The organism is Syntrophobacterales bacterium, from assembly GCA_019429105.1.
In the GTDB taxonomy this organism is placed as follows: Bacteria; Desulfobacterota; Syntrophia; order Syntrophales; family UBA5619; genus DYTH01.
In genome coordinates, this window is sequence record JAHYJE010000008.1 from 62197 (window position 1) to 83056 (window position 20860).

20 protein-coding genes and 1 tRNA gene are annotated in these 20860 nt (G+C 57.6%); 7 read left to right on the forward strand and 14 right to left on the reverse strand.

Features of this window, described 5'->3' with window-relative positions; genetic code table 11:
- Positions 1-21: 21 nt before the first annotated feature.
- From metG to xseA, 13 genes are all read right to left on the reverse strand, one after another.
- Positions 22-1968, reverse strand: a complete 1947-nt coding sequence (gene metG / locus K0B01_04325) for a methionine--tRNA ligase (GenBank protein MBW6485361.1) — start codon at positions 1966-1968, stop codon at positions 22-24.
- Complete coding sequence (locus K0B01_04330) at positions 1965-2765, reverse strand: stage 0 sporulation protein (protein MBW6485362.1); 801 nt, start codon at positions 2763-2765, stop codon at positions 1965-1967. Before K0B01_04330 ends, metG begins: the two co-directional genes overlap by 4 nt.
- A gap of 71 nt (positions 2766-2836) precedes the next feature.
- Positions 2837-3802 (reverse strand): DNA polymerase III subunit delta', encoded by a 966-nt coding sequence (gene holB, locus K0B01_04335; protein ID MBW6485363.1) that lies wholly within the window; start codon positions 3800-3802, stop codon positions 2837-2839.
- 46 nt (positions 3803-3848) lie between these two features.
- Complete coding sequence (gene tmk, locus K0B01_04340; protein ID MBW6485364.1) at positions 3849-4496, reverse strand: dTMP kinase; 648 nt, start codon at positions 4494-4496, stop codon at positions 3849-3851.
- A gap of 142 nt (positions 4497-4638) precedes the next feature.
- On the reverse strand, positions 4639-4812 hold the full coding sequence (locus K0B01_04345) for a 4Fe-4S binding protein (GenBank protein MBW6485365.1): 174 nt from the start codon (positions 4810-4812) through the stop codon (positions 4639-4641).
- A 69-nt stretch (positions 4813-4881) separates the two neighbouring features.
- A complete protein-coding gene (locus K0B01_04350) occupies positions 4882-5103 on the reverse strand; it encodes a NifU family protein (GenBank protein MBW6485366.1) in 222 nt (73 codons plus the stop codon).
- 39 nt (positions 5104-5142) lie between these two features.
- Positions 5143-5727: a hypothetical protein gene (locus tag K0B01_04355; protein ID MBW6485367.1), complete on the reverse strand. Its 585-nt coding sequence runs from the start codon at positions 5725-5727 to the stop codon at positions 5143-5145.
- A 13-nt stretch (positions 5728-5740) separates the two neighbouring features.
- Positions 5741-7486, reverse strand: a complete 1746-nt coding sequence (gene ispH, locus K0B01_04360; GenBank protein ID MBW6485368.1) for a 4-hydroxy-3-methylbut-2-enyl diphosphate reductase — start codon at positions 7484-7486, stop codon at positions 5741-5743.
- Positions 7487-7499: 13 nt separating this feature from the next.
- The gene (locus tag K0B01_04365; protein MBW6485369.1) at positions 7500-8249 is read right to left on the reverse strand and encodes a TlyA family RNA methyltransferase; all 750 of its coding nucleotides are present in this window, start codon (positions 8247-8249) and stop codon (positions 7500-7502) included.
- A gap of 29 nt (positions 8250-8278) precedes the next feature.
- A complete protein-coding gene (gene dxs / locus K0B01_04370; GenBank protein ID MBW6485370.1) occupies positions 8279-10180 on the reverse strand; it encodes a 1-deoxy-D-xylulose-5-phosphate synthase in 1902 nt (633 codons plus the stop codon).
- A gap of 3 nt (positions 10181-10183) precedes the next feature.
- Positions 10184-11164: a polyprenyl synthetase family protein gene (locus K0B01_04375; protein ID MBW6485371.1), complete on the reverse strand. Its 981-nt coding sequence runs from the start codon at positions 11162-11164 to the stop codon at positions 10184-10186.
- The gene (locus K0B01_04380) at positions 11076-11309 is read right to left on the reverse strand and encodes an exodeoxyribonuclease VII small subunit (protein ID MBW6485372.1); all 234 of its coding nucleotides are present in this window, start codon (positions 11307-11309) and stop codon (positions 11076-11078) included. The genes K0B01_04375 and K0B01_04380 overlap by 89 nt, the downstream gene beginning before the upstream one ends.
- A 43-nt stretch (positions 11310-11352) precedes the next feature.
- Positions 11353-12705 carry an exodeoxyribonuclease VII large subunit gene (gene xseA / locus K0B01_04385; protein ID MBW6485373.1) on the reverse strand — a complete coding sequence of 451 codons (1353 nt, stop codon included), beginning with the start codon at positions 12703-12705 and terminating at the stop codon, positions 11353-11355.
- 370 nt (positions 12706-13075) lie between these two features.
- Between xseA and K0B01_04390 the strand changes: the two genes are divergently transcribed.
- From K0B01_04390 to K0B01_04415, 6 genes are all read left to right on the forward strand, one after another.
- Entirely contained in the window at positions 13076-14620 is a 1545-nt protein-coding gene (locus K0B01_04390; GenBank protein ID MBW6485374.1) for a 2-isopropylmalate synthase, read from the forward strand.
- 119 nt (positions 14621-14739) lie between these two features.
- Complete coding sequence (gene leuC, locus K0B01_04395) at positions 14740-16002, forward strand: 3-isopropylmalate dehydratase large subunit (protein ID MBW6485375.1); 1263 nt, start codon at positions 14740-14742, stop codon at positions 16000-16002.
- A gap of 49 nt (positions 16003-16051) precedes the next feature.
- Entirely contained in the window at positions 16052-16537 is a 486-nt protein-coding gene (locus K0B01_04400; protein ID MBW6485376.1) for a 3-isopropylmalate dehydratase small subunit, read from the forward strand.
- Between the two features lie 26 nt (positions 16538-16563).
- The gene (locus K0B01_04405) at positions 16564-17622 is read left to right on the forward strand and encodes a deoxyhypusine synthase (protein MBW6485377.1); all 1059 of its coding nucleotides are present in this window, start codon (positions 16564-16566) and stop codon (positions 17620-17622) included.
- Between the two features lie 112 nt (positions 17623-17734).
- On the forward strand, positions 17735-17983 hold the full coding sequence (locus tag K0B01_04410; protein ID MBW6485378.1) for a helix-turn-helix transcriptional regulator: 249 nt from the start codon (positions 17735-17737) through the stop codon (positions 17981-17983).
- Positions 17976-19226: a type II toxin-antitoxin system HipA family toxin gene (locus tag K0B01_04415; protein MBW6485379.1), complete on the forward strand. Its 1251-nt coding sequence runs from the start codon at positions 17976-17978 to the stop codon at positions 19224-19226. Before K0B01_04410 ends, K0B01_04415 begins: the two co-directional genes overlap by 8 nt.
- 208 nt (positions 19227-19434) lie before the next feature.
- Here K0B01_04415 and K0B01_04420 read toward each other — a convergent pair.
- Positions 19435-19510 (reverse strand) — tRNA-Ala (locus K0B01_04420).
- 262 nt (positions 19511-19772) lie between these two features.
- Between K0B01_04420 and K0B01_04425 the strand changes: the two genes are divergently transcribed.
- Complete coding sequence (locus K0B01_04425) at positions 19773-20855, forward strand: type IV pilus twitching motility protein PilT (GenBank protein ID MBW6485380.1); 1083 nt, start codon at positions 19773-19775, stop codon at positions 20853-20855.
- The last annotated feature ends 5 nt before the right edge of the window (positions 20856-20860 follow it).

The following is a 20860-nucleotide window of genomic DNA, read 5'->3' on the forward strand; positions in this document are numbered from 1 at the left end:
TGAAGGGCGAGAAAACGTTTTTTAACGGATTCGGGCGCCGACTGCCGGATTTTTGTCGAAGCCCACCAGGGTGAGCCCGCCTGCCGCCGCGTCCGTTGCCAGAAGCATCCCGTGCGATTCCACCCCCATCAGTTTCGCCGGTTTCAGATTGGCGACGACGATGATGGTTTTGCCGACGAGTTCCTCCGGCTGATAATCCTTGCCCATGCCCGCGACGATCTGTCTCTCGCCGTCGATTTCCACAATCAGCCGTATGAGCTTGTTGGATTTCGGGACAGCCTCGGCCTTCAGCACCTTTGCCACCCGCAGATCGATCTTTTCGAACTCCTCATAGGTGATTTCCGGTTTGATGGCCGGCGGCGCGGCTTTGGTTTTGACGGGGGCGGCTTCCTGTTTTGCCGCTGTGGTCTTGATTTCCACCCGGGGAAAGAGGGCGCCTCCCGGTTTAAGCAGGTTGCCGACTTTAAGGCCGCCCCAGCTCCGGATTGTTGCAAAATCTTCGGCGGCAGGCTCGGCAATGCCAAGCTGTTCCATGATCCGGATTGCCGAACCGGGCATGAACGGGGAAACAAGGACAGCGACTATTCTCAGCGATTCCAGCAGGTTGTAGATGATGGTCTCCAGCCGTTTTTGCAGCGCCGGCTCTTTGGCCATCACCCAGGGCTCCTGCTCGACGATGTATTTGTTGGCGACGCCGATGAATTCCCAGATGGCGATCAGCGCCTTGTGGAAGCCAAGTTCGGAGAAGCAGATATCGATATTTTCGATTGTGTGCCGGGCCGTTTCCCGCAAAAGAATGTCCTGGGGCGCTTCTTTTGTGGCAGGCGGGACTTCCCCCTTCGTGTATTTTACCGCCATCGTCAGCGTCCGGCTGACGAGGTTTCCCAGGTCGTTGGCCAGATCGGAGTTGATTCGTCCGACTAAGGCCTCTTCGCTAAAGCTGGAGTCCAACCCGAAGACCATGTCGCGCAGCAGAAAATAGCGGAATTGATCGAGGCCGTACTTGTCCTTCAAATCCAAGGGCTTGACGACGTTCCCCACGCTTTTGGACATCTTGCCGCTGTCCACGTTCCAGTAGCCGTGCACGTTCAGATGACTGTAAGGCTCGATTCCGGCGGCCTTCAGCATGGTCGGCCAGTAAATTCCGTGGGGCTTGAGAATGTCTTTCGCGATCAGATGTTCCGCCACCGGCCAGAATTCGCGGAACTTCTCGCCATCCGGGTAGCTAAGCGACGTTACGTAGTTGATCAGCGCGTCGTACCAGACGTAGGTGACGTAGTTTTCATCAAAGGGGAGGGTGATCCCCCAGGTTAGGCGGCTTTTCGGTCGGGAGATGCAAAGGTCCTCCAACGGGTCGCGCAGAAAGGCAAGGACTTCGTTCTTGTAGCGCTCCGGGCGGATAAAGTCGGGGTGCGTCTCGATGTGACGGATCAGCCACTCCTGATAATTGCCCATCCGGAAGAAATAGTTGCTTTCCTTGCGCACTTCGGGGGCTGTCTGGTGGTCCGGGCATTTTCCGTTCACCAGTTCCGTTTCCCGGTAGAAGCGCTCGCAGCCGACGCAGTACAGCCCCTCGTACTCGCCGAAATAGATGTCTCCCGCCGCATGCACCTTCTGCAGAATCTGCTGGACTGTCCGGATATGGCTGGGGTCGGTCGTTCTGATGAAATAGTCGTTTGTTATGTCCATAAGCGGCCAGAGGGAACTGAACTGGGCGCTGATCTTATCGGCGTATTCCTTGGGGGTAATCCCCGCCTCTTTTGCCGCCTCGGCAATCTTGTCGCCATGTTCGTCGGTGCCGGTGGTAAAGAAGGTGCGATCGCCCCGGAGGCGGTGGTAGCGGGCCATGACATCGGCGACAACGGTGGTGTAGGCGTGCCCGATGTGGGGCGAGGCGTTTACATAGTAGATCGGAGTGGTTATGTAAAAGGCGCTTTTCATAAATTCCTTTCTGAATTCATCTTTCATGCAATAATCTTGACATCATGGGCCTTGTAAGTCATTTCTTTTCGGTCTTCCAGCATAACGACGACCTCCGACCGCAGGATATTCTGGCGGATTACCTTGCCCTGGCCATCGGCCGTCTGTACCATCTTTCCGGGTTTCGGCATCTCTTTTTTCAGACCGACGTAAGCGTCGTATTCGAATGCCAGGCAGCACATCAGCCGTCCGCAGAGGCCGGAGATTTTTTCGGGGTTGAGGGACATGTTCTGCTCTTTTGCCATCTTGACCGAAACACGGTCCATGTTGTGCAGGAAGCTCCCGCAACATACCTCCCGGCCGCAGATGCCCAGACCTTTTACGACCCTTGTCTCCTGCCTGGCCCCGATCTGTTTCAGCTCGATGCGGGTCCGGAATTTCTGCAGCAGATCCTTGACCAGATCCCGAAAATCGACCCGGCTTTCCGAGGCGAACGAGAAGACCATTTTGCTTTTGTCGAAGAGGCATTCCACCGCAACGAGCTTCATGGGGAGCCGCTTCTCGGAGATTCGGCCGGCGCAGTACCGGATGGCCTCTTTTTCCAACTTGCTGTTTTCCGCTCGTATTTGCAAATCCTCATCGGTTGCCGAACGCAGCACCTTTTTCAGATTATTCAAGCACCGGGAAGCGGAAAGGGTCTTCACGGCGTCAGCCACCATGCCAATCGCCGGGCCGTTGTCCGTGTCAACCAGAACGAGGTCGTCCCGCTGCAACTGCAGTTCACCCGAATCGAAGCTGTATATCTTTCCCTCTTTTTTGAACTTTACGCCGATGATGGTTTTCAATGAGATTCACCTGAGCTCTTAATCATTTTCATCCTTCTTTGGGACGGCAAGCCGCCCTGAGCGCTTAGCTGCTATGCAAGCCTAACCAGCATGGCCTCCAAAGTCAAGGTTTTGTTGGAATTTCTGGAGATGGCGTCCATGGCGCGACCCACAACCGCCATATTCTTGAGAATCTCCCGTCCCGACAGGCGAGCGGCCAGGGCTGAAATAGCCGCCTCCCAGTCCTTGAACAGGAGCATCTCGCTTTCGCCTGTTTCTTTCAGGATCAGCGAGTCCCGATAGGCGTTTTGCATTATCTGGAGCCGTTGGGTTATCTCTTCCCGCTCTGTTCCCAAACGGCGGGCGAAAGCGAGCCTTCTTATCAGGTCTGCCGGGTCATCCTCGGCCAGTCGCTTCAATATTCCGTTGCGGACGGTCATGTAATCTTCCTTCTTCATCTCGAGGGCGTCGCCGATGCTCCCGAGCGACGCCGCGGCAATTGCCTCCGCCTCGGCCTCGCCGAATCCCTGTTGTTCACGAAGGAAGCTGGCCACCTCTGTCTTCTGCAGCGGGGCAAAGCGCAGGGCTTGACAGCGGGAGAGGATCGTCACCGGCAGGGCGTGCGGTCGGGCGGAAGTCAGGATCAGGACGTTATCCGCCGAAGGTTCTTCCAGTGTTTTGAGCAGGGCATTTGCCGCCGGGGCGTTCATTTTATCGGCGTCCTGCAGGATGAAAACCCGTTTGCCATCCTCCGGACGAAAGGCCATCGTGGCCATTATTTCTCTTACAGCAGCAATTTTTATGAACTGGCCTTCAGCGACAATCTCAATAATGTTGGGATGATTTTTATGCTCGGCCTTCAGGCAGGAGGGACAGACGTCGCAGGGAGGAGCCGCGGCGGGGCAGTTGAGGGCCCGCGCGAACACTGAGGCAACCGTTTTCTTCCCGACCCCTTCTTTTCCGTAAAAAAGATAGGCGTGGGCAACCCTGTTTGCCGCCATGGCGCTCTTCAGGATTGCGAGCGGTTTTTTATGTCCGTATATCTGCTGGAATCTCAAATATCTTACCCTGTTGACAGATGGAGGGGCGCGGCATGCCTCGCCCCTATTGACTTGTGCCGAGCAGTGCCGTCAGCAGACGGCGAACCTCCCGCTGGATTTCCTCCGGAGTCCCGTACGCATTGACAAGCCGGAAGCGCTCCGGCGCCATTTCGGCAAGCTGCAGATAACCATCCCTTACCCGCTGGTGGAAGTTCGTTTCTTCCTGCTCGAAACGATCCTCCGCGCTGTCGGGGGCGCTCCCTGCCGCCCGCATCCGGGCCCGCCGCAGGCCGGCTTCGACCGGCAAATCGAACAGCAGGGTAAGCTCCGGCTCCAGACCGTGCGATGAAAACTCGTTTAACCACCGGATTAATTCGGCATTTATTCCCCGTCCGAATCCCTGATAGGCCACGGTGGCATCCGTATAGCGATCGCACAGAACCCATTTTCCGTCGTTCAACGCCGGAATAATCGTCTCTGCCACATGCTGGGCGCGGGCGGCCGCAAACAGCAGCAGTTCCGCCTCGGCGCCGATATTCCAGGAGCGGCGATTCAAAAGCAGCTCGCGGATCTTCACACCAAGGGGCGTACCGCCCGGTTCGGCAGTGGCGAGGACGGGCAGGCCCCGAGCGCGCAGCCACGCCTCGGCGAGTCGCAACTGCGTGGTCTTGCCGCATCCCTCGATGCCGTCGAATGTAATAAATCTATGCACTCTTGCCGCCCGAAATCACGATGCTATTTATCCATGTCAATTATATGTTAAAAAAAGAGGCGGGGAAAGGCCGCGACAGGCATTGGCAGCGGCGCTTTCCCCTATTTTTTTGTTCAAACCCGTAAAAACTGACTTGCCGGAACTACTCTGCCGGTTTGATCGCTTCCACAGGGCACTGTTCTGCGCATGTTCCACAGTCCGTGCAGAGCTTGGCGTCGATTACATAACTGTCGTCGCCCTCGCTGATTGCCTCTACCGGACATACACTCTGACATGATCCACAGGAAATGCACTCATCGGTAATAAAATGCGCCATTTTTCTAATCCTCCTTCAATAGTTTTAATTTGACTGCAACAAGACGAACCGGGAACCCGTTTCGCTTTCCTAAGCTGAAACCACGGCTGTGACTTCGGGGATCTCCTTCTTGAGGAACTGCTCCACGCCGTTTTTCAACGTCATCTGCGCCATTGGGCAGCCATGACAGGCGCCGGTCAGGCGCACCTTGACAACCCCCTTTTCGTCCACATCCACGAACTCAATATCTCCGCCGTCAGCCTGAAGAGACGGCCGTATCTTGTCAATGGCCTTTTTAACCTTGTCCTGCATGGTCTTTCTCCTAATTGAAATCGTTTAATTTGCTGAAGCTCAATGAGGCATCTGGTCCGTCATTTCCCGGATGAGCCCTCTGGCCATATTCGCCAGCTCGGGCTTGACGAGCAGATACTCGCTTACCCGGCTATGCGTTGCACTCCAGAGAATTTTACCGGTTTTTGCCTCGACCAGCGTTATGCTGAGCCCCACTTTTGCCGCTTTTTTGTCGTTCACGACGGTATAAATCCACGAGTCAACGCGGTTAACCAAAAAAGCCTCGGTTCCGGTCAAGCTCCCAATCCTGCTGCTGAGGTCCGGGTCGGAGAATTTTACCTTTGTCAGTTTTTCCAGGTATCCCGCCACTGCCCCCCGGAGTTCCTCATCCTTGCGCAGCCGCTTGGCAAAGCCCTCTCCCCCGAGCACCCCTTCGAACCAGCGCCGTTCGGTCAATGCCTCGGTAAAAAGACGATCAACGCTTCCCGCAGCCTCGGGAAAGGCGGCTACATCAGCGGGCAGAACGACGATTTTCCGGGGATGGAAATCCCTGGCATCCGGAGAAATTTCGGAATAACGGAGCCCCCCGCAGCCCGACAAGCCGAGGAATAAAAAAATGATTGCAAAGATTTTAATCCTTATCACATTATTCTCCAGTTCAACGGGTCAGAGCGCCTGTTGCCAGAAGCCAGAGCAAAGAGCTTATCCCGACGACAAAATAACCGCTTTCCAGAAATCCCTCCAGCACGACCCCGGAAAATGCCGACCTTCTATCATATAGTTTGAAACAAATCCACATATAAAAAATGGCGATTAACTGGAAAAAACCGAGCGTTGCCGACCAGCCGACAACGGCGGAAAGGGGCAGCAGAACAAAGAGAAAAAGGCAGATTGTCTTGAGAATGACGAGCGTTTTCTTCTCGCCGAGCAAAACGGGCAGCGTCTCCTGGCCGATCAGACGGTCCCGCTGGATATCGAGGATGTCCGACATCCCCGAACGGATAAAAACGATGCCGGCCGTGAAGATAAACGAGACCCAGAGGCCGGCGTGCAGCAGGGAGCCATTCTCGAGCCTGGGGAGCAGGGCGGCGGCGATCGCCCAGGCGAAGGCGGTAGAGATGTTCTTCGAGCCGGGAATGTCCCGGAGGCTTTTAAAGCGGAAGCCAAACGGCAGGAATCGCATATTGTAAAGGATGCCGAGCAGGGAGATGGTAAAAAGGACAAGGAAAGACTTTTTCCCGGCGGTGAAGGCGAGGAAAAGCGCGACGCTGATTGCGCAGGCCGCGAGCGTCAGATAGCGCTGTTCATGAATAAGGTATGACTCCTCGCGGAAGGAGCTGATGCTGCTCGTCTTTCTATTGATGAAGCGGTTCAGCACGTGCATGGAGTAAACGTACAAAGAGGCGGTAAAAATGGGGAGGGGGGCAATCGGCAGCCCTTGGAGGAGCATTGCGGTAAAAGACAGGAACCCCGCGCCAATCGCCGAGTAGATATCCGCACGCACCGCAAAGACCCAGAGCTTGAAGAGACGATGGAGCAGCTCCTCCCGCTTTCCCATCCGGCTGTTCAGATGGTCAACGACGCGGTCGATTATCCAGTTGGGGGTGGAGGCGCCGGCTGATACGCCGATCTGCCGGTACGGTTCCAAATCGATGCCCTGCAGTTCAGCGGCGGTTTCTATATGGAAAGCGGGCTTGTTCTTGAGGATTGCAAGCTCCGTGAGACGTCTTGTATTGGCGCTGTTTTTCCCTCCGACGACGAAAACGGCGTCGGACTCCGCGGCAAGCGTCTCGATCTCGGTCTGACGTTTTTCGGTTGAGTCGCAGATCGTGTTGAAAATCACCGCCTCGGGAAAACGCGCCGTCACCTTTTCGACTATCTCACTATAGACATTGCGACTCTGCGTTGTCTGGGCTACCACGCATACCTTGTCGAAGGCGGGCAGCGCAGCAACGTCAGCGGGAGACCCGATTATCACCCCGGCATCGCCGGCAAAACCAAGCAGGCCGTTTACCTCCGGATGTTCCCGGTCGCCGGCGATCAGAACCGTAAAGCCCATAGAAGCGTGTTTGCGGATGATCATCTGCACCCGGGTTACCTTCGGACAGGTGGCGTCAATGATCTTGAACCCTTTATCTTCCAGTTTTTTTCTCTCCCGGGGCGGGATGCCGTGGGCGCGGATAACGACTGACGCCCCCTCCGGAACAGTTTCCAGCTCTTCGGGCCGCCTGAGCGGGATAATTCCCCTTTCCCGAAGCAGCTCAATGGTCTGGGGGTTGTGAATCAGCGGGCCATACGTGTAGATGGCTACGTGTTCCTGCTGGCTTGCCATCTCGAGGACCATCTCGACCGCCCGCTTGACCCCCATGCAGAACCCGGCAGTTTTTGCCAGTTTGATGCCCATTATTGCAAGTCCCTCAGTGTTCCGATTTTCTTAAATGGAGAAAAAATTCCCTGTTTCCTGCCGGGCCTGTTATCGGGGAGTCACAACGTCCCAAAACTTCGAGCCCGATTCCGCGGCAGAAGGCTTCCATCTCTGCCAGGGTGCGTTCGTGAAGGAGCGGGTCCCGGACGACGCCCTTTTTTCCGACCTCTCCCCGGGCGACCTCAAACTGCGGCTTGACGAGACAGATCAAAAACGCCCCGTTTTTTATCATCCCAAGTACCGGCGGGATGACCGTCCGCAGCGAGATGAAGGAGGCATCGATCACGGCCAGGCTTATGTCGTCCCCAAGCGCCGAACCATCATAATTGCGGATGTTTGTCCGTTCGATATTGACGACGCGGGGGTCGCTCCTGAGCTTCCAGGCGAGCTGCCCGTAGCCGACATCCACCGCATAAACCTTTTTTGCCCCCGCCTGGAGCAGGCAGTCGGTAAAGCCGCCGGTGGAGGCGCCGACGTCAAGGGCGACGAGACCCTGGACGGAAAATCCGAAAGCCTGGAGGGCGCCGTTCAGTTTTATCCCGCCCCGGCTCACATAAAGGCTGGCGTTGCCCCGGAGGCGGATATTTACGTCAGCCGGAAACAGGCCGCCTGCCTTATCGGCTGCCTGGTTATTGGCCAGGACTGCCCCGGAGAGGATCAGCGCCCGGGCCTGCTTGAGGTCGCAGGCAAGTTCCCTTTCGAGCAGCAGGTTGTCGAGGCGAATTTTAGGACTTTTTTTCATTTTTAGCTTCAGACGCCCGGGCATGGCGCTCAGGCCATCAGCTTGCGCGCCGCGGCGGCAATGCCTTCCGCATCGAGCCCGAACATGCGTCGCAGCTCCCGCACTGGTCCATGCGGCGCAAATTCATCCGGAACGCCGAGGCGGGTGACCGCAACCCCGCTTGCGCCTTTATCCGCTAACAGTTCCAAAACGGCGCTTCCGAAGCCGCCCATCAGGGCGTTTTCCTCTACTGTTATGAATTTTTTAATCTTATTCGCCGTTTCGATCAGCAGTTCATCATCGAGCGGCTTGACGAACCGGGCGTTTATCACCAGCGTCGGGATTCCCTCCGCCTGAAGGATGCGGGCGGCCGTCACTGCCGGATAAACGCAGACGCCGATTGCGATTATGGCCAGTTCCGCCCCCTTTTGGTCAAAGACGATTTCGCCTTTTCCGATGGGCAGGGTCTGCGGCGCGGAGTCGAGGATTGCTCCCACCCCTGCGCCCCGGGGGTAACGGAGCGAGACGGGAAGGTCGCACTCCACTGCCGTCTTCAGCATGTGTTGCAGCTCATTTTCATCCTTGGGCGCCATCACGATCAGGTTGGGAACGGCCCGGAGAAAGGAAAAATCGAACATTCCGTGATGCGTCGGCCCGTCCTCGCCGACAAAGCCGCCGCGGTCCATCGCGATTACCACATGCAGTTTTTGCAGGCAGATATCGTGAATTACCTGGTCATAAGCCCGCTGCATAAAGGTGGAGTAGATCGCCACTACCGGAACGAGTCCCTGCGTGGCGAGGCCGGCGGCAAAGGTCGCGCCGTGCTGTTCGGCTATGCCCACATCGTAAAAGCGTTCCGGGAACTGTGCGCCAAAGTCGGCAAGACCGGTTCCTTCAGGCATCGCCGCGGTGATTGCCACGAGCTTAGGGTTGTCCTGCGCGAGTTTCACCAGGGTTTTGCCGAACACCTTGGTATAGGAGGTAGGCGCGGGGGGGCCGCTTTCCGCGAGGTTCTTGCCGGTCTGGAGGTCGAAAGGGGCAATGCCGTGAAACCGCGAGGGATTATCTTCGGCGAATTTGTAACCCTTTCCCTTCTTCGTTACGACGTGGACCAGCACCGGACCTTCCATATCCTTCACGTTTTGCAGGTTCCGGATCAGATGATCGAGGCGGTTTCCCTCCAAGGGGCCGATGTAGGTAAACCCCAACTCCTCGAAAATTGCCCCGGGAACGAAGAAGGTTTTCAGCGATTCCTCGACCTGGCGGGAGAACTTCAGCATCTGTTCGCCGATACCGGGGATCGATTTAAAAAAGGTTTTCATCTCCGTCCGGAGTTTGTTGACCGTCTGTCCGGTCATGACCCGGTTGAGATACGAAGACAGGGCGCCGACATTGGGCGAGATGGACATTTCGTTGTCGTTGAGGATGATAATCAGATTCTTGTGCCGGTCGCCCGCCCAGTTCAGCCCCTCAAAGGACATCCCGGTGGACATTGCCCCGTCGCCGATGACGGCGATGACCCGAAAATTTTCTTTTTTCAGGCAGCGCGCCTCTGCCATCCCCGCTGCGGCCGAGATGGATGTACCGCTGTGGCCGACATCGAAGGTGTCGTAGGGGCTCTCCGCCCGTTTCGGGAAGCCGCTTAGCCCACCTAACTGCCGGAGCGTTTCGAATTGCTCCCTGCGCCCGGTGATGAGCTTGTGGGCGTAGGTTTGATGCCCGACGTCCCAGACGAGCAGATCGCGGGGGGTGTTAAAAACATAGTGCAGAGCGAGCGTCAGCTCCACCACTCCGAGGGAGGGGGCGAGGTGCCCGCCCCGCCGGGAGACGGTGTCGAGCATCGTTTCCCGGATCTCCTGCGCCAAAATGATCAGTTCGGGAAGGGAGAGTTTTCTGAGATCAGCGGGACTGTTTATCCCTGGCAGAAGGGCATGTTTCTCTTTTTCGGTCATTTTTTATGATTTCCTGTCCAGTATGTACTTGGCTATGGCCTTAAGCGGCGTCGCCCGGTCGCCAAAGCCATCAATTAGTGAAATCGCTTCCCTCACAAGTTCGGCAGCCCGGGCGCGCGAGACGTCTATTCCCAGAAGCTGCGGAAAGGTAACCTTCCCAAGCGCGGCATCGCTTCCCGTTTTTTTACCCATAAGCTCTGAATCTCCCTCAATATTCAGGATATCGTCGGCGATCTGGAAGGCGAGCCCGATCCTCTCCCCGTAGGCGGAAAGGGCAGCGAGGGCGCCATTGTCGGCGCCGGCAAGAATGGCCCCTGTCCTCAGTGAGACGCGCAGCAGCGCGCCGGTTTTGTGCCGGTGGATTGCGCAGAGGCTCTCCAGATTGCCCTTTTTCCCTCCCGCGCGGACATCGAGCGCCTGCCCCCCCACCATTCCCCGGTAGCCGGCCGCCGCGGAGATCTCACAGGCGACCGTCAAAAGCCGTTCCGGGGGCGTTTTCGGCATTTTCTTTCGCTCTGTCAAAAGCTGAAACGCCTCCGTCAGCAGGGCGTCGCCGGCAAGCACCGCCATATCCGGGCCGAAGACCTTGTGCGACGTCAATTTCCCCCGGCGGTAGTCGTCGTTGTCCATTTCGGGCAGATCATCGTGGATGAGTGAATAGGTGTGGATCATCTCCAGCGCGCAGGCCGCCGGCAGCACGTCTTCGGCCTTGGCGCCAAAGGCCTCCGCGGCGGCTAAGCAGAGCACCGGCCTGATTCTTTTTCCTCCGGCCAGCAGGCTGTAGCGGGCCGCGGCGCAGATCGTTTTGTACTCCGCCTCTTCCTCGGAGAAATAAACGCCAAGGGCATTATCGATAAGTTTTCTTTGCCTCTCGAGGTAAGCGGGCAGTGAAAATTCAGGGTTCACTTTCAGCTCCGACAAAGGGCGCGGTTGCAAGTTTTCCCCCCTCCTGCAGCAGAATTTCCACCTTCCGCTGCGCTTCATCCAGCGTTTTTGCGCAGTTGCGGGAAAGCTTGATCCCCTCCTCAAAGGCGGCGAGGGATTCCTCCAGCGTCAGCTCCCCCGTTTCCATCCGGCGGACAATCTCTTCGAGTTTCGCCAGCATTGCCTCAAATTTTTCCTTGGACATAAAATCTCCTCAAATCTCTAATATTAATGGTCCTTTCAATTTTTTACCGGCTGGTTATCTTCGCGCCCAGCTTGCCCTCCGCAATAAGGATTTCGATTTCCTGCCCGATTGGGACGTCGGTTGCCCGGCGGATGATGAGGCCGTCCGGCAGGCGGCGGGCGATGCTGTACCCCCGCTTCAGCACGGCCAGCGGGTTCAGCGACGCAAGTACGGCGGAGGTCGCTGCCGCGTGATTTTTTTGCAAGGAAAACAACTTTTCCCAGGCTGCCTGCAGGGCGCGGCCCCTGTCGTTCAGAACAGCCCGATTTCCTTCGATAATTGAGCAGGGATTATGAAAATTCAGGCGGAGGGCCAATCCGGCCAGTTCCTTGCGCCGCATTTCCCGCTGGCGAAGGGCGGCAAGTTTGATCCGTTCGCTGTAATCATCGAGGGTCAAAAACGCGTCGGCAAGCCGCCTTCTCGGATCCCGGAGCCTTTGCTGCAGGGAGGCTAAGGACGTCTGACGCGTGTACATCTCCTGGCGGAAGCGCTGCGCCAGACTGCCGCGGAGTCTTTCGACGCTCTCGAGCAGCTCGTCGCGCCGGGGGACGGCCAGTTCCGCCGCCGCCGACGGGGTGGCGGCGCGCAGATCGGCCGCGAAGTCGGCGATCGTGAAGTCCGTTTCATGCCCTACCGCCGAGATGACCGGGATACGGGAGGCGGCAATTGCCCGGGCCACCCTTTCGTCGTTGAACGGGGCAAGATCCTCCAGCGACCCGCCGCCCCGGGCGAGAATGATCAAGTCAACATCCCCGAATGCATGCAAATAGCCAAAAGCCTTTATTATTTCCGCCGGCGCTTCGCTTCCCTGAACCCGCACCGGGGCGATCAAAATATCGATAGAGGGGAAGCGCCGACGGGTGATGGTCAGGATATCCCGGATGACGGCGCCGGAAGGGGAGGTTATTACCCCGATCTTTTGCGGCAGAAACGGCAGCGGTTTTTTTCGTCCGGCCTCGAAAAGCCCCTCGGCGGCAAGGCGGGCCTTGAGCTGTTCAAAGGCCTTCTGGAGCGCGCCCAGCCCGCGCGGTTCCACGTTTTCGATGATGAGCTGGTACTCACCCCGGGGCGGATAGACCGTAACCCGCGCCAGACAGACGATGCTCATCCCCTCTTCGACGGCAAATTCCGCCAGGCCGCTGCTTTTGCGGGCGCCGTAGGGATTTTTGAAGATCACCGCCCGGATCTGGCTTTTCGCGTCCTTGAGCGTGAAATAGACGTGCCCGGAGGGCGGCCGCCGCAGATTGGACACCTCGCCTTCGACCCGCACCAAGGACAGTTCCTCTTCGAGGAGGCTCTTGATCCGGTCGTTTAACGCCGAAACGCTAATAATTTCTGATAAATATCCCGTATTCACGGGCTGAAGCTATCAGATAACGCCGCCCGTGACAAGGCCGAATTTCAGACAGGCGAAAAAAGTGTTGACAGGCCGAACGGAATCCCTTAAAAGCACGAATCACGCCGGGGACGTGCATTGAGGGGCGGTTCAGGCGGAGAATGAAAAAGATCAGGATATCGGCAAGATGAAAACGACAGCGCAAAGAGCGAATATTATCGGGGCGAATATTCTGTCCGGCATTTCGGGCCTCGCTCTCCTTTGCCTTTCATACAGGGCCAGCCGTCCGTCGTTTTTAGGTAATCCGTAAAACAATTAGCAAGCGAGAAACCTGAAGGCCATGGGCGGCAAAGCCCATGGCCTTTTTTATTTTGTCTGAAAGGAGACAGTCATGGAGGAAAAAATGGAGAAGGTATTAATTTTCGATACAACCCTGAGGGACGGCGAGCAGTCGCCGGGGGCCAGCATGAATCCGGAGGAGAAGCTCCGGATCGCCCGTCAGTTGGAGCGGATGGGGACGGATATCATCGAGGCCGGCTTCCCCGTCGCCTCGGAGGGCGATTTTGCCTCGGTGCAGCAGATTGCCCGGGAGATCCGGGGCTGCCAGATCGCGGCCCTGGCCCGGGCCAACAGGGACGACATCGACCGCGCCTGGCAATCCGTTGCCGGGGCGGCCAACCCCCGCATTCACACCTTTATTTCCTCCTCCGACATCCATCTTCAGTATCAGCTCAAAAAGTCCCGCAGTCAGGTGCTCGATGAGGCAATCGCCGCCGTCGCCCATGCCCGCACCCTGACTTCCAACGTGGAATTCTCGCCGATGGACGCCACCCGCAGCGACCGGGACTACCTCTGTCAGATGGTCGAGGCGGTCATCGCCGCGGGGGCGACAACGGTGAACATCCCCGACACGGTCGGTTACGCCATCCCCGATGAGTTCGGGGCGCTCATCGCCCTGCTCTTGAAGCGGGTGCCGAACATCGGCCAGGCGGTCATCTCCGTTCACTGCCATAACGATCTGGGGCTGGCCGCGGCCAACACGCTGGTTGCCGTCCAAAACGGCGCGCGCCAGGTGGAGTGCACGATCAACGGGATCGGCGAGCGGGCGGGCAACTGCGCCCTGGAGGAGATTGTCATGGCGCTCAAGACCCGCAAGGATCGCTTCGGCCTTTACACGGGGATCAAAAGCGAGTTCATCCACCAGGCCTCGCTGCTGCTTACGCAGATCACCGGCGTTCCCGTCCAGCCGAACAAGGCGATTGTCGGGGCCAACGCCTTTGCCCATGAATCGGGAATCCATCAGGACGGTCTGATCAAGGAGAAGAGCACCTATGAGATCATGACCCCGCAGTCCGTCGGCATTTTGGACAGCAGCATGGTGCTGGGGAAGCACTCGGGCCGCCACGCCATCGCCGGGCGCCTCAAGGAGATTGGTTACGATCTGACCGAGGCGGAGCTCAAGCGGGTTTTTGTCCGCTTCAAGGAGCTGGCCGACGTGAAAAAGGCGATCTTTGACGAGGACCTCGAGGCGATCGTTTACGAAGAGACCTCCCGGCAGGAGGAAAAATACCGCTTCGTTTACCTGAACGTGGTCAGCGGTTCCCAGACGGTAGCGACGGCGACGATGCAGATGGACGTGGACGGGAAGTTGGTTCAGGATGCCGGATTTGGCGTCGGGCCGGTGGATGCGATCTTTACGGCGATCCGCAAGATCACGCAAACCGACTACCCGCTTTTGAAATACGCGGTGAACGCCATAACCGGGGGGGCGGACGCCCAGGGCGAGGCCACGGTGCAGCTCAAATTCGACGGCCGTTCCGCCGTGGGCCGGGGGGCTCATCCCGACGTGCTGGTTGCCTCGGCCAAGGCCTATATCAACGCGCTGAACCGGCTTGTCTGGTTGAGCAGGGATCTCCGCAAGGTTCCGGTTGTATAAATGGGGAATATTTAGTATGAATCCCCCATGACGGCGCGCCGTCGCAAAGAAGGATCAAAAATTGACAGTGACCGGGGCTTAATTGCACATGAGCCCATTAATTGAAGGAGAGAAACGTTATGGGAATGACGATTTCGGAAAAGATACTCAGCCGACATGCGGGACTTGACGCGGTTCACCCCGGGATGCTGATCAACGCGAAGGTGGATATCGCCCACGGCAACGACATCACGGCCCCGATCGCCATCGACGCCTTCCGCAAGGCGGGGGGAAAAAAGGTCTTCGACCGGACGCGGGTCGTCCTGATCCCCGACCACTTCAGCCCTAACAAGGATATTGACTCGGCCGAGCAGTGCAAGATGATGCGCGACTTTGCCCATGAGCAGGAGCTGATCCATTACTACGAGGTGGGCGAGGCAGGGGTCGAGCACGCTCTGCTCCCGGAGAAGGGGATCGTCGTTCCCGGCGATCTGACCGTCGGCGCCGACAGCCACACCTGTACTTATGGGGCGCTGGGGGCCTTTTCCACCGGCGTGGGCAGCACGGACCTTGCCGCCGCGATGATGACCGGCGAGCTCTGGTTCAAGGTTCCCGAGACGATGAAGCTCGTCTATCACGGCAGGCTTAACCCCTGGGTGGGCGGCAAGGACCTGATCCTCTACACCATCGGCCTGATCGGCGTGGATGGGGCCATCTACCGGGCCATGGAGTTCACCGGAGAAACGATTTCCGAGCTGACGATGGCCGACCGGTTCACCATGGCGAACATGGCAATCGAAGCGGGGGGCAAGGCCGGGATCTTCATCCCCGATGCGGTGACCGAGGCCTATGTGCAGGGGCGGGCGCTGCGTCCCTACACCTTCCACACCTCCGATCCCGACGCGGTTTACCACTCGGTGATCGACATTGACGTCGCAAAGATCGAGCCCCAGGTCTCCTTTCCCCACCTGCCCTCCAATGCCCGGGGGATCAGCGCCGTGGGCGACGTGAAAATCGACCAGTCGGTAATCGGCTCCTGCACCAACGGCCGGATCGAGGACCTGCGCATTGCCGCCGGGGTTCTCAAGGGGCGGCGCATTGCCCCCGGCTACCGGCTGATCGTCATCCCCGCCACGCCCGTCGTTTACCGCCAGGCGATGCAGGAGGGGCTCTTCGACATCTTTCTCGACGCCGGCGGCGTGATCAGCCCGCCCACCTGCGGCCCCTGCCTGGGCGGCTACATGGGGATCCTGGCCCAAGGGGAGCGGTGCGTCTCGACGACGAACCGCAACTTTGTGGGGCGGATGGGGCACAAGGGAAGCGAGGTTTACCTTGCCGGGCCGGCTGTGGCCGCGGCGACGGCGGTACTGGGCAGGCTTGCCGGCCCCGACCAGTTGCAATAGCAGTCAACTACACCGGGGAGAAAATCACCCTCCGAAAGGACGTGAATATATGAAATTCAAGGGAAAAATCTGGAAATTCGGCGATAACATCGACACCGACGCGATCATCCCGGCGCGCTATCTGAACATCTGGGATCCCCGGGGGCTGGCCGCCCACTGCATGGAAGACGCATCGCCCGAGTTCGCCAAGCTGGTAAAGCCCGGCGACATCATTGTCGGCGGCGAGAATTTCGGCTGCGGCTCCTCCCGGGAGCATGCCCCCATTGCCATCAAGGCCGCCGGGGTCGCCTGCGTGGTGGCCCGGAGTTTTGCCCGCATCTTCTACCGCAACTCCTTCAACATGGGGCTGCCGATCTTCGAGTCCCGGGAACTTTGGGAGAAGGTGCAGGAGGGGGAGGAGATCGAGGTTGACGCCGATGCGGGGTTTATCCGGGCAGGCGCGGCGCTCCTGCCGATCCAGCAGGTGCCGCCCTTCATGCAGGAACTCATTGCCGACGGCGGCCTGATGAATCACATTGCCCGCAAAGGGTTATAAAAATAAGATTAGGAGGGACGCTTGTTATGAAGAAAAAGGGAGATGTTAAAAAAACGAAATTCAATGTTCATGCCAAAAAAGAGCTGCTGAAGAATCCGGTGCAGCATATCGACATTTCCTCCTTCGACGCGACCCCGATCGTGGAGGCGATGCAGGGAATGTCCTTTACCGCCCGGGATTTGGCCGTGGCGGCGGACACCTACGACCGGATGCTTGCCGAGAAAAAGTGCGGGATATTCCTGACGATTGCCGGCAGCACCAGCGCCGCCGGCTGCATGCAGATTTACGTAGATCTGGTGAAAAACAACATGGTCGATGCGATCGTCGCGACCGGGGCGACGGTCGTCGATATGGATTTTTTCGAGGCTCTGGGTTTCCGCCATTACCAGGGCACCCCGTTTGTGGACGACCGAGTGCTTAGGAGCCTCTACATCGACCGGATTTACGACACCTATATCGACGAAGAGGAGCTGCAGGTCTGCGACCAGACGATTCAGAAAATCGCCGACGGCCTGGAGCCGCGGGCCTACTCGTCGCGGGAATTCATCCGGGAGATGGGGCGCTACCTCGTGGAAAACTCCGTCAAAAAGGATTCGCTCGTCCAGGCGGCCTTCGAGCATGATGTGCCGATCTTCTGCCCCGCCTTTTCGGACAGCAGTGCCGGTTTCGGCCTGGTGATGCATCAGGTGAAGCACCCGAAAAAGCATCTTTCGATCGATTCGGTAAGGGATTTTCTGGAGCTCACCCAGATCAAGATCAAGGCGAAAACGACGGGGCTCTTGATGATCGGCGGCGGCTCTCCGAAAAACTTTGCCCAGGACACGGTGGTCTGCGCCGAGATACTGGGGAAGGACGCGCCGATGCACAAGTATGCGATTCAGATCACCGTTGCCGACGTCCGGGACGGGGCCTGCTCCAGCTCCACGCTCAAGGAGGCGAATTCCTGGGGAAAGGTGGACATCACCAACGAACAGATGGTCTATGCGGAGGCCACCTCGGTGCTCCCCCTGCTGGCGAGCTACGCGTATCACAGGGGAAGCTGGAAGAATCGCAAAGCATGGCGTTTCTCCACGCTGTTTGCTTGAAACTTTTGGCCTATATTCGTGCAACAAGAAGAATGCACTCCCCTGATTATTCCCCATCGGTAACATAGTGCTTGACGACTCCGGCATAACCGATTATTATTCCCGAAAGGGAATGGAGGAGGACGGAGAATTGAAGAACAGGGTGGTCACGGCGGCGGATATCGGCGCCGCTGTCAGAAAGAAGCGCAAGGAAAACGGACTGACCCTGGCCGATGCGGCAGCCTTGTGCGATGTCGGGTACAGATTTATGTCCGATTTAGAAAACGGCAAAGCGACAGTGCAGGTTGGCAAAGTCCTGCAGGTTCTTACCGCGCTGGGGCTCGATGTGACCATCGAAGCGAGGAAGTGGCCGAGTGAATAATCGTGACGACAGGGACGTTCCAGGCCTCGATGTCTATCTTCGGGAGCAAAAGATCGGACGGCTTTCGCTGGATGAAAAACGACGCTTTATGTTTCAATATGATGCGGGATGGATCCATCAGAAAGGCGCCGTTCCTCTATCGCTGCACCTTCCCTTGCAAGCGGAGAGCTACCCTGATGATCTTGCCCGCCCCTTTTTTTCCAATCTCCTGCCGGAGGCGGACATCAAACGGGTCATCGCACAGCGACTTCAAATCTCCGAAAGCAATGACTTTGCCATGCTGAACAGCATCGGAGGGGAATGCGCCGGAGCGATTTCCCTGCTGTCTTCGGGCGTCGCTCCGACCGTGAAACCCGGCTATCGGGAACTTAACGAAAAAGAATTGCACAAGATTATCATCGATCTTCCCCGCAGGCCGCTGATGGCCGGTGTGGAAGGGATGCGCCTTTCCCTGGCCGGGGCGCAAAACAAGCTGCCGGTTTACATGGAAGACGACCGCATCTTCATCGCCTCGGGAAATGCGCCGAGCAGCCACATCCTGAAGCCGCCTATCAGGGATCTGGAAGATACGGTAGGCAATGAGACATTCTGCATGATGCTCGCGCAAAGCATGGGGCTGCCGACGCCGCCGGTGACGATCCACCGGGGTCTTGATCGGCTCTTCATCATCACCCGTTATGACCGCAGCAGGGACAAGGATGGACGCGTGATACGCCTGCATCAGGAAGACTTCTGCCAAGCCCTGGGGTATCTGCCCGAACAGAAATATGAAAGTGAAGGCGGCCCGTCTTTACAGCAGTGTTTTGTCCTTTTGCAGGGGAAAAGCATCCGCCCCGCCGCCGATCGCATGGCCCTCTTGCGATGGACGATCTTCAATTTCTTGATCGGCAATGCCGACGCCCATGCCAAGAATCTGGCCATGCTCTTCACGGACCGGGGACCACGCCTCGCGCCCTTTTATGATCTGATCTGTACGCAGATCTATCCGGATCTGACGGAAAAACAGGCCATGAGGATAGGCGGGGAGAACCGACCGTCCTGGATGCAGCGGAAACACTGGGAAAGATTTGGCGAATCCGTCGAGATCAAGACAAGCCTTGTTTTAAAGACGTTGCAAGAGATGTCCGCTTCCATCCTGCCGGCAGCGCAAGTGCTGTCGTTTGAGTTCAATAAGAAATACGGAACGGGCGCGATCATTGACAAGCTCCTGGCGGTCATTGAGAAAAGGGCAAAGGCAGTCTGAAAAGATTGGCCCCTGCCCATTTTTTCAGGGCAATCTATTTGTTGCAAGATAAAAATGGCAATCACATTATCCACTTATAGCGGAAAAGTTACGCGCAAAAACGCCTGATGTTGATGAATCCCATGGCACGTCATTGGACGAAAGGCAATACAAAACCCGCTATTTCTAACGGGTTTTGTACTTCGTTGTACTTCCTCGGACTATGTCTTGGTGGAGATGAGGGGGCTCGAACCCCTGGCCTCGGCGTTGCGAACGCCGCGCTCTCCCAGCTGAGCTACATCCCCATTGGATTGACAACAACCGGATAACGAACTCCCCCGGAAAACTGCCGCGTTACATATACGATTCACGGTCGGGCTGTCAAGAAATATTGCCGCTCCTTTTTCTTGACACCGGGGACGTCTTTTTCTATAGTCGCCGCACATTAGTTTCCGGCCTTCGAAAACATAATATTGGGCGGCGCTGTTTCTCAGGCAGGGCGCCATTTCAGAAATTGACGTCAATTATCCGTAATCATTCGATCACATAACCTTAAGGAGATCATCCATGGCAAAAATCGACGCGTTTTTCCAGTTGATGCACGACGAGGGGGCATCCGATTTGCACCTGGTGACCGGGCAGCAGCCGGCCATCCGGATTCGCGGGGAGATTGAACGGATAAAATACGACATCCTGACCAATGACGGTCTGAAGGCGATGCTCTACGAGATTGCCCCCGAACATAAGGTGAAGCAGTTCGAGGAGACCGGCGATGTTGATTTTGCCTATGAAATCCCGGGGCTTGCCCGTTACCGCGCCAATTTTTTTCAGCAACAGTTCGGGTGCGCGGCTGTTTTCCGGGAGATTCCGAGCACGATTGTTTCCGCCCAGCAACTGGGGTTGCCCCCGGTCATCTCCAAGCTGGCGTCGCTTCCCCGGGGGTTGGTGCTGGTTACGGGGCCGACCGGCAGCGGCAAGTCAACAACGCTTGCGGCAATCATCAACGAGGCCAATATCACCCGGAAGGATCACATCATCACGATCGAGGACCCGGTGGAGTTCGTCCACCAGAGCCAGTCTTGCATCGTGAACCATCGGGAAGTGGGGCGGCATACGAAGTCCTTCACGGCGGCGCTCCGGGGCGCGCTCCGCGAAGATCCGGACATCATTCTCGTAGGCGAGCTCCGCGATCTGGAGACGATCTCGCTTGCCGTCGAGGCGGCCTCCACCGGGCATCTCGTCTTCGGCACGCTGCACACGACCAGCGCCGCCAAAACGGTTGACCGGGTCATCGAGGTGTTTCCGGCAAGCGAGCAGATGCAGATCCGCTCGACCCTCTCCGACGGGCTCCGGGCGATCGTCGCCCAGGTTCTCTTTAAAAGGATAGACAAGAAGGGGCGTTGCGCGGCGCTGGAGATTTTGATCGCCAATTCCGCGGTGCGCAACCTGATCCGCGAATCGAAGACCTTCCAGATTCCCTCGATGATGCAGACCGGCAAGAAATACGGGATGCAGCTCCTCGACGACGCGATCATGGAGCTTTTGACGAAGGGCTGGATAAGCGGCGACGAGGCCTACCTGAAGGCAAACGACAAGACGCGGTTCCGGCAGTTTTTGAAGAACCCGCCGACCGATTTTACCGAGGCCTGAGCGGA

Excerpts from the sequence above, each read along its gene's own strand:
- metG (MBW6485361.1), bottom strand. The coding sequence starts at position 1,968 with ATGAAAGATGAATTCAGAAAGGAATTTATGAAAAGCGCCTTTTACATA.
- K0B01_04345 (MBW6485365.1), bottom strand. The coding sequence starts at position 4,812 with ATGGCGCATTTTATTACCGATGAGTGCATTTCCTGTGGATCATGTCAG.
- K0B01_04350 (MBW6485366.1), bottom strand. The coding sequence starts at position 5,103 with ATGCAGGACAAGGTTAAAAAGGCCATTGACAAGATACGGCCGTCTCTT.
- ispH (MBW6485368.1), bottom strand. The coding sequence starts at position 7,486 with ATGGGCATCAAACTGGCAAAAACTGCCGGGTTCTGCATGGGGGTCAAG.
- K0B01_04365 (MBW6485369.1), bottom strand. The coding sequence starts at position 8,249 with ATGAAAAAAAGTCCTAAAATTCGCCTCGACAACCTGCTGCTCGAAAGG.
- dxs (MBW6485370.1), bottom strand. The coding sequence starts at position 10,180 with ATGACCGAAAAAGAGAAACATGCCCTTCTGCCAGGGATAAACAGTCCC.
- K0B01_04375 (MBW6485371.1), bottom strand. The coding sequence starts at position 11,164 with ATGAAGCGCAGCGGAAGGTGGAAATTCTGCTGCAGGAGGGGGGAAAAC.
- K0B01_04380 (MBW6485372.1), bottom strand. The coding sequence starts at position 11,309 with ATGTCCAAGGAAAAATTTGAGGCAATGCTGGCGAAACTCGAAGAGATT.
- K0B01_04390 (MBW6485374.1), top strand. The coding sequence starts at position 13,076 with ATGGAGGAAAAAATGGAGAAGGTATTAATTTTCGATACAACCCTGAGG.
- leuC (MBW6485375.1), top strand. The coding sequence starts at position 14,740 with ATGGGAATGACGATTTCGGAAAAGATACTCAGCCGACATGCGGGACTT.
- K0B01_04400 (MBW6485376.1), top strand. The coding sequence starts at position 16,052 with ATGAAATTCAAGGGAAAAATCTGGAAATTCGGCGATAACATCGACACC.
- K0B01_04405 (MBW6485377.1), top strand. The coding sequence starts at position 16,564 with ATGAAGAAAAAGGGAGATGTTAAAAAAACGAAATTCAATGTTCATGCC.
- K0B01_04410 (MBW6485378.1), top strand. The coding sequence starts at position 17,735 with ATGGAGGAGGACGGAGAATTGAAGAACAGGGTGGTCACGGCGGCGGAT.
- K0B01_04425 (MBW6485380.1), top strand. The coding sequence starts at position 19,773 with ATGGCAAAAATCGACGCGTTTTTCCAGTTGATGCACGACGAGGGGGCA.